We start from the raw sequence: 13,364 nt of genomic DNA, 5'->3' as shown, positions 1-13,364 counted from the left end.
GACAAAAAGTAATATGAACTTAGACTTTTATTAGAATGATAAATGAGTTATTTTCTTAAGTCCCATCTAAAATGAACATGATTCATATTTATTTTTTTATATCTTACGTGTAATAATTTGTATATAATTAACTCATATAACTATATAAGGAATTGGTTTATGGACATTTTACATTACATCACTATTCTATTAAGTTGGTTAATCATTTTTGTATTTATACTTAAAATAGCTAAGAAGAAGGAAATCTCATGGAAAAATTGGCGACTGTATGTAGTTTTACTGCTTGGCTTATTTTCTATAGATTATACCTTTTCTTTTTTAGAACGAAAAATTTCTATAGCCATTTTTCCGCTAGGCATTTGGATTTTATATATCTTTTTACACAAAAAAGAAGGCGCCTGGTTAAAGTACAGAACCTTTGCTTGGTTGGGTTTTTGGAGTAATTATTTGTTTTTAATGACGTATCTTTTTTCTTGGCCAATTTATTACTTGCTATATCCATCAGAAGATTTAGCAACCTATCTTAGTAATCCGGAAGAAGTAAGGGTTATTGCTATCCACCCAACTGCTAAAGAACAAAGTAAGAAAACGGGAGCACTTAAGAAAGAGTTACCTGAATTTAAGCGTGATGAATTTTTTACAGTGGAATGGTATAACGAAACCTATTTTAATAGTGATTCGACAAAAGCAAAAGAACGTTTTCCATACCTACTTGTAGATCACAAATCTAAGTGGGGAAGTGGGATAGAGTCAACTATCTATCTAGAAAAGAATGGTAAAGGGGTGCTAGTGTCTACTAGTAAAAACCAATACTATTTTCGTTCTGATCACTCCATTATAAAGGGGGGCAGCAATGATGAATAAGAAATGGATAGTTATAGTTTCCTTTGCTGTAGTCATTGGAATGGGTATTCTTTTCTTTATTAATCGAGAGCCAACACCCTTTTTAACCATGGAGAAGGTAACAGAAATACTAAATAGACAGGATATTAATAGTCCTGTGCAGGTATTAGATATAATAGATTTGGAAAAATCGTACCGTTTTGTTCCTTTTATAACGGAGAGTGGTCAGAGAGGAATTAGTTATTGGGCTTTTAATCATTTCGAATGGAAGTTAGTCGCCTACGAGTGGGATGATGATGTAAGGGTATGGAAGCTACGACCGAATGATCCCTCTAGTTATTACTTTGTCTGGCATTTTGAAGCGCAAGACGAAGTAACTCAGATGAATATACATTTATTACAGAACCGTTCGTATAGAGTATCTGGAGATATTAGTATTTATACGCCAAGTATTCAGCTTCACAAAAATGTAAGCTTAATGAATAAAACATATGGAGTAATGCCTCTCCCAGAGGAATGGTATAAAATTATAACTGCTATTTCTTCTATCCAAGAAGATACTGTATTTGATTTTATGTCAAATCCACAGTCAACGTATTACTTTGGAAGACAGACACTAGATGAGCAGGGGCTTGATGCAAATTTAAAAAGAAATGAACGTAGCGCTAGTCAGTCAGGGCACTGGGTGGAAGAGCCGGATTATCAAATGGATTATGTAATAAGCATTTACGAAGAACAGCTAGAGCGTCCCTGATGAATAAATGAAATAGATCCACTTAAAGCAAATAAAGTAGCAAGTGTATAACTAATTAAAAGAGAGCTTATCCTGAACATTTTTTTCAGAATAAGCTCTTTTTTATATTTGTCGGGAAGAAAAAAGCTATTCTTAAAATGGACAAAGTTATGGAAGATATATCCTCATTCAGATTTTATTGTTTGATTATCTAAAAAGATGGGCTTATACTAACAAAGAATTCAAATTAAAGTACTCTAATTAAAGTACTTTGTTTGAAGTTTAATTAAAAGTAAATATTATTTGAAAGAAGGAAATTAAAACACATGAAGTTTACACAATTTTTGAAAACAAAGGGAGCTATTGCTTCCATTTTTATGGGGATATTTTATGCAGTTGCTATGCTGGGGATTTTTCTTCCAGGGTATACAGCGATCCCAGGTAACATCGATCAACTTCCAATAGCCCTAGTCAATGAGGATGCCGGTGAATATGGCTCGGTGATTGCCGACCAATTAAAAGAAAGTTTACCATTTGAAGAGATTAAAACAGATTTGTCCAATAAGAATGCGTTAGAACAGCTAGAGAAAAATGAAGTAACTCTAGTAATTCACATTCCTGAAAATTTCTCGGCAAACATGCAGAACGGAGAAGTATCATCCAGTATTGACTTCACTGTTAACGAAGCGGGTGCAACAGTTGTTTCTTCCTCCATGACGTCTATTGTCACGGAGATAAACAATCAGTTAAGCGCTCAGTTTTCTCAGCAGACCGCAAAGGGAGTGTTAATGAACTTTAATGTTCCTGAAGACCAAGCTGCTGCAATGGCAGAAACGATTGAAACATCTTATGTTGGAAACGTAGTAACGATCAATGACATCCCGGATGGTATGCATAACAACATGCTTCCGATGTTCTTAACAATGGCAGGTTATGTAGGGGCAATGATTGCAGCAATGCAATTAGTAGCTTCCTTCAAGGAGAGCCGCGGAAAAGCGAGCAAAACTCGTTTATTCGTTTACGTGCAATTGACTGCATTAATGATTGCCGTACTTGCGGCTCTTGCAGCAATGGGGATTACCTATCTAGTAAATGAACCTAGTGGAGATTTATTTTTAGGTCTTTTTGGTCAGCAAGTTTTAAACTATATGGTAGCATTTAACTTTACGGCAATGTTTATATTCCTTGTTGGGGAGGGTGGTATGATTCTGAACATACCAGTCCTACTAGTACAGACCATTGCAAATGGAGCAACCATTACAAGAGACATGATGTATGGACCGTACGAGTGGGTAAGCTATATTTCCCCAATGTATTACTCTGTACAAGCATACTTTGCTAATATGTATGGAGGTATTAGCCCAACACCTTATGTATGGGGCATGATTGCGGTCGGTTTAGGAGCAATGTTAATAAATATGCTGCTTGTAGCCTTTGTCCATAAACCAGTTCCAATAGAAAAAACTTCAATAAGCGAAACAAAGGAAGTTGTGAATAATACTGAAATTACTGCATGATTTTGCTACAATGAATATAATTCTGCCAAAGGAGCGGTACTATAATGGCAATTCAAATATATATATTGGGCAAATTAATGCAGGATAATAACTATCCATATAAGTTAAAAAAAGAGCTTTCAGAGCCAATTCCCTTAGATCAATTAGGGGGAGTGACAGAAAGTAAGCTATATTATCATTTTGAATCTTTGGTAAAACAAGGACTGATTGAACCGGTAGAAATTATTAAGGAAGAGCACCGACCCGATAAACAAGTATTTGCGATAACTAAGAAAGGTAAAGCTGCTTTACCACAAAAAATTTATCAATTATTTGAGAATACAGATACAATTAGCGGGATGGTCATCGCTCTAGCAAATATAGAATATGTTGATCGCGAAAAAGTAATTGAGATACTTGAAAAGAAAATAACGCTTCTCAAGGAACGATGGGATAACATAAAAAACTTAGAAAACCAAGTGCAGTTAACAGAGAAGAAAGAGCATTTAGTCAATTATCTTGGAGAATATTTTTCAGATAAGAACGATCATACCTCGCATTGGATCGAGGAGTTAATTAGACGTATTAAAAGCAATGAAATATAAGAGGGTTATTCAGCTAATTCGATAGCTGAATGACCCTTTTGTATTTTTAGAGTAGAATTCCATTTTATAGATTGGTTATAAAATTGAGTAAATATCGTGGGAAATTGTATAATGGGTATAATTGGAGGTGAAGTATTTGAAACTGTTTATTCAAGTGGTCATTGGTTTGATGTTGTTAATATTTTCTACAATTGCTTCTTGGTATGAGGGAAGTACATTGACAACGGCTATATGGGAGTGGAAGCATACAGCGGTTTTTTCAAAGTGGATCAATGGGTCTGTAAACCAAGCAAATGATATTTTAACAATAGATTATTTTATATATGCAGCTAAATTCTCACCTGCCTATCCTTTAACCATGCTATTAAGTGGAACGTATTTAATTATACTGATCGGCTACATATTATTTAGAGGTAAAACAAAGCTATTTTCTTATTTTCTAACTTCTGTCGGAATTGTATTCTTGGTTCTATGTAATTTAGTATCAGGTTCCCCGACGATAGGTCTAACCATATTTTTTTACAGTTCTCTTTTAATAGGAATTTTAGCGATTGGTGTAGCAATTATCTTACTTGTTACCAACAAAAATAAGGGGATAACAACTTAAATGCCCTGTTCCATAAATAGTTAAATATTATAAGAGCTAAACCAGAAGCCGATACTTCACTAGTGTGGGCTTTTTTTCATTCATAATTTAATATGCCTTTAGTGAATCCATCCCGTTTACAAAATAATAAAGAGAGTATATTATGTATATATGAATATATAATCATATATAAGTTTTAGTTTTACTTTAATGGAGGGCAGGGAGTTATTATGTCGGATCATCATAATCACACACACAGTGCCAATAAAATAGTATTGCTCGTTTCTTTTTTTATCATTTTTACCTATATGATTGTAGAGGCAATCGGCGGCTATTTGACCAACAGCTTGGCGCTTCTTTCAGATGCAGGACATATGCTAAGCGATGCTGTATCTTTGGCCATTGCATTATTGGCGTTTAGCCTTGGAGAAAAAGCTGCAAATAGTAACAAAACATATGGATATAAGCGCTTTGAAATTTTAGCAGCTGTGCTCAATGGCCTAACGCTTATGGGGATTGCATTCTTTATCTTTTATGAAGCATTTATGCGATTCGCTAATCCACCAGAGGTTGCTACAACTGGGATGTTAATCATTAGTTCTATTGGTTTAGCGGTTAATATTTTTGTAGCATGGTTCATGATGAGAGGTAGTGACACAGAAGACAACCTAAATATGCGAGGAGCTTACTTGCATGTTATTAGTGATATGCTAGGCTCAGTCGGAGCAATCATTGCTGCATTACTCATCATGTTCTTTGGATGGGGATGGGCGGATCCATTGGCTAGTGTGATTGTCGCTGCGCTTGTATTAAGAAGTGGATACTTTGTAACAAAGGCATCTCTCCATGTTCTAATGGAAGGTACCCCACAAAATGTAGACATAAATAACATTGTACAAACAATCGAACAAAACCCTGAAATCCAAAGTGTCCATGATTTGCACATCTGGTCTATAACCAGTGGCTTGAATGCACTATCCTGCCATGTGGTTGTGAAAAAGGAAATGACAATTGGTGAGGGTGAAAAACTCCTGCAAAAAGTAGAGCACGATTTAGCTCATCAAAGTATACAGCATGTGACTATTCAACTGGAAACAGAATCACATAAACATGATTCATCTATTTTATGTACAACAAAGGCAGAAGACACAGGAGCTCACCACCATCATCACCACTAACTAAATGGCTATGTTAAAGGTTATGGTTGATTTAGGATGCAAAGAAATATTAAATCAGAGAGTAGAATTGATTTCCGCCCCAGCCGGACGCTTTCCGTGGGGTGAGCGATAAGCCATCACCCGTCGCTAACGCGCGCGGTTGTGATGTCTTATCTGTCTCACTCATCCCACTGGAGTCGCCGTCTGGCGCTCCAATCAATAAATGGAACATCTTTATCATCGATAAATCGCTAATAATTTACTCGAATAAACAAAGCTTCAAAATGGTCACCAACCCCAATTTCATCATCTATTTATATTTAACAGACATTTGAAAGTACCTTTGTTTATGTTTACAGTCACTATAAAAAAGAATTGTTAGTCAAAATAAACTCATATCTTTAACAAAGCTAACTAAAAAAATAAGGAGGGTATAAAATGGAGGAAAAGTTACAGCATGATTTAGATGAAGAAACACTTTTCGTTGTATCCCAGACGTTCAAAGCACTAAGTGATCCTACTCGTATACGAATATTAAATTATTTATGCTGTGAAGAGCACTCTGTCAATGAAATAGCTGAATCATTAAATTTAGGGCAAACAACGGTTTCTCATCAGCTTCGCTTTTTAAAGAACTTGCGCTTAGTAAAGTTTCGCCGTGAAGGAACTACCATGTACTATTCAAGCGATGATGATCACGTGATGAACTTATTGCATCAGGCTGTGAGCCATGCCAAGCATTAACTTAATCTTTTGGCTAGGCTTCTACTTGCATTCCAAAGTTGCTTGTAACCAAAAAGAAAGCTCCGATATTTACTTTACGTAAATCTTCGGAGCTTTTTATTTGTAGAGAGGGCTTGTATTATTCTTTAAGTCTTACTTCTCCTGGCTTTTTCATAAATAGAGATAGCACAAGATTTACGATTGCCAATATTAAACCTAGGGTAAATACGAATGATGAGCCAGAAGCAGTTGCCTCTGCTAAATTATCATTAACCGTTGTTAAATAGCTACTTTGTTTTGCAGACAACACTGAAACCATGATGGCAATACCCATTGCCCCAGCTACTTGTTGAACTGTTTGAGTTAATGCTATTCCATCTGGATAGTATTCTCTAGGCAATGAATTTAGTGTATTTGTTTGCGTAGAAGCAAGTACCATACCGATACCAAGCATCATGATAATATGTGTAACAACTAATAACCATGTAGCTGTGTCGGTACCAAATGAAGCATAAAGGATATACCCAATAACAACAAAGATAGTACCTGGAGTTATTACAGCTTTTGGACCAAACTTATCAAACATCCGTCCGATGGTAGGTGCTAAAATACAATTCAACAAGCTTCCTGGTAGTAATACCAGGCCAGTAGTAAAGGCAAGCATTAATAATGCCATTTGCATGTACATAGGTAAAACAACAAGCAATGATAGCATATTAAAGAATGTGATAAAGCTCATTACAACTCCCAAGACGAATAAAGGATATTTAAAGGCCTTCAAATTCAGCATTGGATTCTCCATTTTCGTTTGACGAAGAGAGAACAGAATTAATGCAATCACACCAACAATAATGGATGTTATAACGATTGTACTCGTCCAGCCATGTTCTCCGGCAACACTTACTCCGTATACAATGCCCCCAAAGCCAAGCGTTGAAAGAATAACAGATAAAATGTCTATAGAAACTTTTCGAATTTCGTTAACATTAGGCAAGAACACTAAGCCGATGATAGCAGAGAGTAGTAAGAACGGAATGGTTACCCAAAAGATCCATTCCCATGATAGTGTATCTAAAATTAGTCCAGCAATCGTTGGACCTAATGCTGGTCCTGCTAACATAACTAGTCCCATTACTCCCATTGCAGCACCACGTTTGTTAGGAGGGAAAATAGTAAAGATGACATTTTGCGTTAATGGCAAATTGATCGCTAATCCTGCTGCTTGAATAATACGTCCAACTAGCAAAAGGCTAAAAGTCGGTGAAACTGCAGCTAAAATAGTTCCGATAATGGATAAAGAAATAGAAGTAAGGAACATTTGACGTGTTGTAAATTTTTGCATCAGAATTCCCGTTACAGGTACTAAAATACCTAAAGTTAAAAAGTAACCCGTGGCTAACCATTGAATGGTTGTAGGTTTAACATCAAATATTAAACTTAAGTCTCCTAAAGCAATATTCAATGCGGTTTCACTAAAAAGTCCGACAAATCCTGCTACTAAAAGAGCAGCCATTATCGGTCCTGTCTTGATCTGTTTATTCATTTATATTTGAAACTCCCTCTATAAAATAGATATTCCCCTAGACTTTGTCTTAAGGGGAATACTTCTTTGTTTAGTATTGTAAACGTTCATGTCTAAATGTTGATATGTTCAAATAATTATTAATGGGTAATCTATTCTTTCTTTCTTTTATTTTTAATCAAAATAGTAATCACTGTATGTCGACTATAAGCGATTTAGATATTCCTTTATAACATTTTTCTTTTGTTCAGACCGGTCTAGTTGTTACTATAACAAAATAATTTCATACGATGTAAGTGTTTTTTTTATACTAAATTTTATCTCATTCACATTTTAGACAAAAATAAGGGGGTAAAGAGTTCTTAGTAATAAGGAGATGAGGAAGGATAGTGTAACTTCTTGTTGCTAGTATAATTTTCGAAAAGTTTTAACCCTCCAGCGGTTTAGCATGGAGGGTTAAGTGACTAGATTAAATTTTAGCCTTTTTATAGCTTTCTACTATTTCTATAATAAGGGAAATAACGATAGAGGCAGCGATGATTATCCATAATACATCCATTGCATTACTCAAAACAACGTTGTTTATTATGATTGTTTTTTCTATATAAGGAAGGGCAGCCTCGTTATATAAATTAGCGTTCCTTGAAATTATGAGAAAAGCAAACGTGCTAAGTATATGGATAATGCCATTTACTAAAGCTACTTTTTTAGTCCATTGACCTACCACCCACTTATAAAGTACGAGTCCTACCTCTAGGACAATAAACGTAACTACTATTGGCCAATAAGATAGTAATACATTTTGTTCAAATATAGGCATGACTAGTTGTAAGCCGTTACCATCTGAAGAACTATAAATACCTAACAGATGGTCAGCATTCCAGTAAATGATTGCCCAGACAGTAATCCAAAAAATACTAAAAATAATTTCTCCTGTAGATATGATTTTTTTAGCGGGAATGATTTGGACATCCTTTAAATCGTCTGGTGACCATGGAGTACCTCTTTTCGTTAAAGGTAGGTCATTTTTAGATAATCCGACTCGTTCAACAATGACAAATACTATAGTGGTCCATATAAACACCTGAGAGGCGGCATAGATGACGTTGACAATAGTGTCAGTAATTGTATTAATAATAACTGTTAGTATTGATTCCTCTCCATTAAACATTCCAATGCTAGCAACAATATTTAAGATAACGCAGATAAGGATGACCCAAGGGAAAATTAGCTTCAGCGTTTCTATATAGGCATCGTAAACCTTAGGACCGATTAAATACATAGGCTTATCGCGGTAGCTTGCTGCCAAAACAGCTGGATCGTCCATTTTAGCTAGCGCCTCTTTTACTTCCTTCTCTGTATAGCTGTCTGGAAGCATGTCTTCAATTGAAAATCTTAACTCCATTGCAATATCATCTCGTGATTTTTTAGGAAGTCTTCTTGTTACCTCATACACATAAGCATCAATCAAATTCATTCAAATCATCTCCCTCTAAAAGTGACTTCAATTCTAACGTCATTTTCTCCCACTCTCCTTTTAATTGTTCAAATACCTCTATGCCATAATCATTTAGTACATAATACTTTCTTGGTCTGCTTTCTGTTGTATCCCAGCTACTAGTTAATAGATCTTGTTTCTCTAAACGACGAAGTAAAGGATATAGTGTACTTTGTTCAATAGAAACTCCAGCACTTTCTAATCCTTGAACTAACGAATAACCGTACTGTGGTTTTCGTAATTGACTTAATACTGCTAAAGGAAGCGTTCCTCTTCTAAGTTCAGTCATGTATGAATCCAACAAATTAACCAATTATTCTCACCTCATTTTCTATACTGTATAACATACACTATTGGATGACAAATTATAACGTATATAGTACTTTATTAGAAAAAAAATATTTTATGTAGGCTTTCCTAAAAAAATTATATAAAGGAATTAAAATTAGTTATTATCTCTTTAATATTGTTGTTTTTTCATGTTGTAGCTAGAGGTAGACTTATTTTTTGTATAGTTGAATCTTTTTGTACTAAGATAACAATGAATCTAATACTTTTAAGAGGAGCTTGAAAATGAAACGTTTAGAAAACAAAACTGCTATAATCACCGGAAGTGGAGCTGGAATTGGTAAGGAAATTGCAATTGCATATGCAAAAGAAGGCGCTAATGTAGTAATTGCGGACTTTAACGAAGAAGCTCTGCAAGCTACTGTAAATGAATTAACGGAATCAGGATTTTCTGCTTTTGGTGTTAAAGTGAATGTTGCAAATGAGGAGGATGTGCAAAAGATGATCTCCTCCACAATTGAGCATTTTGGGCGCATCGATATATTAGTGAACAATGCAGGTGTAGGTGATAATATGCAAGCAGCCGCTAATGTCGAGGATGATATATGGAACCGTGTTATGAATATTAATGTAACAGGTGTTATGCGCTGTATACGTCAAGTGCTCCCTCATTTTGAAAAGAACGGAAGTGGCACAATTATCAACATGGCATCATTATCAGGTGTAATGGGTGGTCGTGGTGGACTTACTTATACTGCAGCTAAGCATGCTGTTGTTGGTATGACTAAAAATGTTGCTTCGCATTATGGACCACTTGGTATTCGTTCCAATGCCATTGCACCTGGACACGTAGAAACAGGATTCGCAGCAGCTATGGATAATGTAGATCCATTCGGTATGAAGCAAGCTACACGAGGGGTTGGAATGATGACAAGAGCAGGTCAAGTATCGGACATTTCAAATATCGCTCTATTCCTAGCCTCTGACGAATCTTCACTTATCAATGGCATTATAGTAACAGCTGATGGTGGATGGAGTGCTTACTAGTTTATATTAACTCTCTAGATATTTTCTAGGGAGTTTTTTATTTTTAAAGGAAATATTACTTTCAGTATACTTTGTAGCATATAATGGGCAAGTGAAACAAAATCTCTACTTTTACGTCAGTATAAATTATAAATGTTTTGGTAGGAGGAATAATGGAAGACTTCATATTTACTTTAAAAATGATTATTATTGGACTTGTTCAAGGCTTTACAGAGCCAATTCCGGTTTCATCGAGTGGGCATGTTATGATTGCTAGTGAGCTACTAGGAGTAGGAGAACAAGGCTTCACCTTTGCGATACTAACAAACACAGCCTCTTTGCTGGCTATCTTGCTCATTTATAGACAGGATATTATTAGACTAGCAACAAATTCTATTTCCTATGTGCAGAAGAAAGACACGCGTTACAAAAGTGATTTTCGATTTGTGCTTTTTATAATTATTGGGACGATTCCAGCGGGCATATTAGGGGTTCTGTTGAGTGACTGGATAGCTGAAAGCATCAGTCTGACGGTAATTGCAATAATGCTTTTCATCACCGGGTTAGCCTTATGGACCATCCGAAATATGAAGGGGACAAAAGGAGAAAAAGACCTGACAGCCAAGGATGCTTGGATCGTTGGTTTAGGACAAGCAGTTGCTTTAACACCTGGTATCAGTAGATCAGGAGCTACCATTATTTCCTCGATAGCAGTAGGGATGAAACAGGAAACGGCGCTAAGGTTCTCCTTTATGCTTTATATCCCGATAAGTTTGGGAGGAGTTGTACTTGGTTTGTCTGATTTTATCGATGAACCAAACAAGGCAGACTTGGTAATTCCTTATTTGGCTGCATTTATAAGTACATTTATCATGTCCTATTTTGCTATGAGATGGTTTATGGGAATCATGAAGAATGGGAAGCTGCATTATTTTACTTATTATTGCTTCGCCGTTGGTACTCTGTTGTTAATATTCTTTTAAAAGTACAACTAGGAAGAGGGTTCTTACCTCTCTTTCTTTTTTTTATGAATTAAATAGGTCGCCTAGATGGGTGCAGCTAAATTGCATATATAAAGGTTAGGAGATGCAAGGTGATGTACAAACTATTTGTACCGCCTTCAAATAAAATGAGGAGGCAAGTCTATGTCATTACTGCCGTCTGATCCATTTAATCAGCTAACCAATAATATATTTAAAGAAATAGAACGCTTTTTTGGAGAGCTTCCCCTTTTTAAGGAGATGCAACTCGGAAGCTTGCATATGGATATGAAGGAAACGGATAATGAAATTGTTGCATTATGTAATATTCCTGGATTGGTTAAAAATAGTAATCTAGAAATTGAAGTGGTAAACAACATGCTAATGATAAATGGCATGATTAACCACTCCGAAGAGGCAAACAATAGAAATTCACATTACGTAAGTCGATTTCACCGTTCTGTATCACTTCCGAGCTTGGTTTCTAAGGAAGACATGATTGTAAACTATAAAAATAACCAACTAGAGGTTAGAATGCCAAAGTTAAAATAGATAAAAAAGGAGATCTCCAAGTTTGGGATCTCCTTTTTAATGTATGTTATTTCCTTGTGTATTTCTTAATAGCCGGAAGAATTTCATTGCCTATTAGTTCGAGGTTTTTCACTAAACTCTCAAAAGGCACCCCACCAAAGTCCATTTGTGCAATATATCGTTGATGGCCAAAAACCTCATGCTGATAGAGGATCTTTTCAATAATTTGTTGAGGACTTCCGATATTCATCACATCATGGGGATCGGCGCCTTGCATAAATTGATGCTTAGGATAACCATGCCCGTTGATTAGCTGGAGACCGTGGTTGAGATAAGGATAAATTTCTTGTTGGGCTAGTTGGGTTGTTTCTGCAGCGTAGAAAAATCCTGCAGTTGCAACAGGAAGCGCTTCAGGATTAAAACCACTTTCTTTAGCTGCATTTCGATAAGCATCTATGGAAACTTTAAAGCTAGTAGCAGGACCACCTAATGTTGCTATAAACATTGGAACGCCTGCATGTCCTGCTTTGATCGCGCTTTCTGGACGTCCACCAACAGCTCGCCAAATTGGTAAAGAACCGTTTTGTGGGCGAGGGATAACCTGTGCATCCCTTAATGGAGCACGAAATTCACCGCTCCAGTTTATGATCTCTTCTTTATTAATTTGAAGGAGCAGCTCAAATTTTTCTTCAAAGAGCTCTTCATAATCTCTTACGTTATAGCCCAATAAATCGAAAAGACCAACTCGGGAAGCCCTGCCAGCAATGATCTCTGTGCGACCTTTGGAGATTAAATCAATTGTAGCAAAATCCTCATAAACCCGTACTGGGTCAGAGGTACTTATGATCGTAGAAGAGCTCGCAATTTTAAGTGTGTCCGTGGCTTGTGCTATAGCAGCCAAAACAACGGAATGAGCTTGTGTAGTAAAGTACTCCTGATGACTTTCCCCTACGCTAAAAAAATCTAGCCCTGCCTGCTCGGCTAATTTGGCTAGCTCTATTATTTCGTTAAGTCGCTGAGCGGAAGAAATACGTTCACCAGTATGGGGATTAGGAATATGGTCCCCTAGTGTATAAAGGCCAAACTCTAAGCCTTTGCTTTGGTCTATTCTATAGTTTTGCAATTATCGTCACCTCTCCAAGTTTACAGTTTAAAAAAGATAACTAGTAAATTAAAGATACTAAAGAAAACTTTAAAATGGAAAGCTTTTGTCTTATCTAAAAGGTGTTCTATCTTTAAAAAGAAAAACAAACTTATAAACAGCTTCTCCCCAAAAGAAAATATGTAGCAGCTCATTATAGTAAAAATTAGACTTTCTCCACAAAGTTACACACATATTCAAAAATTTATAACATCTTTTTTGAGAGAATGTAGAT

Annotated in this window: 14 protein-coding genes; 10 read left to right on the top strand and 4 right to left on the bottom strand. The window is 35.9% G+C overall.

Going from position 1 to position 13,364, the window contains the following annotated elements:
• The first annotated feature begins 159 nt into the window (after nucleotides 1-159).
• The 7 genes from MKY09_RS18035 to MKY09_RS18005 all read left to right on the top strand — a co-directional run bounded on the left by MKY09_RS18035 (nucleotide 160) and on the right by MKY09_RS18005 (nucleotide 6,164).
• The gene (locus MKY09_RS18035; RefSeq protein ID WP_342567260.1) at nucleotides 160-864 is read left to right on the top strand and encodes a hypothetical protein; all 705 of its coding nucleotides are present in this window, start codon (nucleotides 160-162) and stop codon (nucleotides 862-864) included.
• Nucleotides 854-1,597, top strand: coding sequence for a hypothetical protein (locus MKY09_RS18030; protein WP_342567259.1), 744 nt, complete (start codon nucleotides 854-856; stop codon nucleotides 1,595-1,597). Before MKY09_RS18035 ends, MKY09_RS18030 begins: the two co-directional genes overlap by 11 nt.
• Nucleotides 1,598-1,902: 305 nt before the next feature.
• Nucleotides 1,903-3,093, top strand: coding sequence for an ABC transporter permease (locus MKY09_RS18025; protein ID WP_342567258.1), 1,191 nt, complete (start codon nucleotides 1,903-1,905; stop codon nucleotides 3,091-3,093).
• Between the two features lie 44 nt (nucleotides 3,094-3,137).
• Entirely contained in the window at nucleotides 3,138-3,677 is a 540-nt protein-coding gene (locus MKY09_RS18020; RefSeq protein ID WP_169358342.1) for a PadR family transcriptional regulator, read from the top strand.
• Nucleotides 3,678-3,813: 136 nt separating this feature from the next.
• Nucleotides 3,814-4,284: a YjdJ family protein gene (locus MKY09_RS18015; protein WP_169358343.1), complete on the top strand. Its 471-nt coding sequence runs from the start codon at nucleotides 3,814-3,816 to the stop codon at nucleotides 4,282-4,284.
• A 209-nt stretch (nucleotides 4,285-4,493) separates the two neighbouring features.
• The gene (locus MKY09_RS18010) at nucleotides 4,494-5,441 is read left to right on the top strand and encodes a cation diffusion facilitator family transporter (protein WP_342567257.1); all 948 of its coding nucleotides are present in this window, start codon (nucleotides 4,494-4,496) and stop codon (nucleotides 5,439-5,441) included.
• 417 nt (nucleotides 5,442-5,858) lie between these two features.
• Nucleotides 5,859-6,164: a metalloregulator ArsR/SmtB family transcription factor gene (locus tag MKY09_RS18005; RefSeq protein WP_251556978.1), complete on the top strand. Its 306-nt coding sequence runs from the start codon at nucleotides 5,859-5,861 to the stop codon at nucleotides 6,162-6,164.
• Between the two features lie 118 nt (nucleotides 6,165-6,282).
• Here the strand turns inward: MKY09_RS18005 and MKY09_RS18000 are convergent, their stop codons facing one another.
• From MKY09_RS18000 to MKY09_RS17990, 3 genes are all read right to left on the bottom strand, one after another.
• Nucleotides 6,283-7,686 carry a DHA2 family efflux MFS transporter permease subunit gene (locus MKY09_RS18000; RefSeq protein WP_342567256.1) on the bottom strand — a complete coding sequence of 468 codons (1,404 nt, stop codon included), beginning with the start codon at nucleotides 7,684-7,686 and terminating at the stop codon, nucleotides 6,283-6,285.
• Between the two features lie 448 nt (nucleotides 7,687-8,134).
• The gene (locus tag MKY09_RS17995; protein WP_342567255.1) at nucleotides 8,135-9,142 is read right to left on the bottom strand and encodes a hypothetical protein; all 1,008 of its coding nucleotides are present in this window, start codon (nucleotides 9,140-9,142) and stop codon (nucleotides 8,135-8,137) included.
• A complete protein-coding gene (locus tag MKY09_RS17990) occupies nucleotides 9,129-9,476 on the bottom strand; it encodes a PadR family transcriptional regulator (protein WP_342567254.1) in 348 nt (115 codons plus the stop codon). Before MKY09_RS17990 ends, MKY09_RS17995 begins: the two co-directional genes overlap by 14 nt.
• Before the next feature lie 260 nt (nucleotides 9,477-9,736).
• Between MKY09_RS17990 and MKY09_RS17985 the strand changes: the two genes are divergently transcribed.
• The 3 genes from MKY09_RS17985 (at nucleotide 9,737) to MKY09_RS17975 (ending at nucleotide 12,009) form a co-directional block, all read left to right on the top strand.
• Nucleotides 9,737-10,498, top strand: coding sequence for a glucose 1-dehydrogenase (locus tag MKY09_RS17985; protein WP_342567253.1), 762 nt, complete (start codon nucleotides 9,737-9,739; stop codon nucleotides 10,496-10,498).
• Nucleotides 10,499-10,650: 152 nt separating this feature from the next.
• Nucleotides 10,651-11,460: an undecaprenyl-diphosphate phosphatase gene (locus MKY09_RS17980; RefSeq protein WP_342567252.1), complete on the top strand. Its 810-nt coding sequence runs from the start codon at nucleotides 10,651-10,653 to the stop codon at nucleotides 11,458-11,460.
• A gap of 162 nt (nucleotides 11,461-11,622) precedes the next feature.
• Nucleotides 11,623-12,009 carry an Hsp20/alpha crystallin family protein gene (locus MKY09_RS17975; protein ID WP_342567251.1) on the top strand — a complete coding sequence of 129 codons (387 nt, stop codon included), beginning with the start codon at nucleotides 11,623-11,625 and terminating at the stop codon, nucleotides 12,007-12,009.
• Nucleotides 12,010-12,055: 46 nt separating this feature from the next.
• On the opposite strand, the gene MKY09_RS17970 is transcribed toward MKY09_RS17975, so the two are convergent.
• A complete protein-coding gene (locus tag MKY09_RS17970) occupies nucleotides 12,056-13,111 on the bottom strand; it encodes an LLM class flavin-dependent oxidoreductase (protein WP_342567250.1) in 1,056 nt (351 codons plus the stop codon).
• Nucleotides 13,112-13,364 lie beyond the last annotated feature (253 nt).

The sequence above is a fragment of the Psychrobacillus sp. FSL K6-4046 genome (genome assembly GCF_038624605.1).
Lineage (GTDB): Bacteria > Bacillota > Bacilli > Bacillales_A > Planococcaceae > Psychrobacillus.
This window is presented reverse-complemented; position numbering and strand designations above follow the sequence as displayed.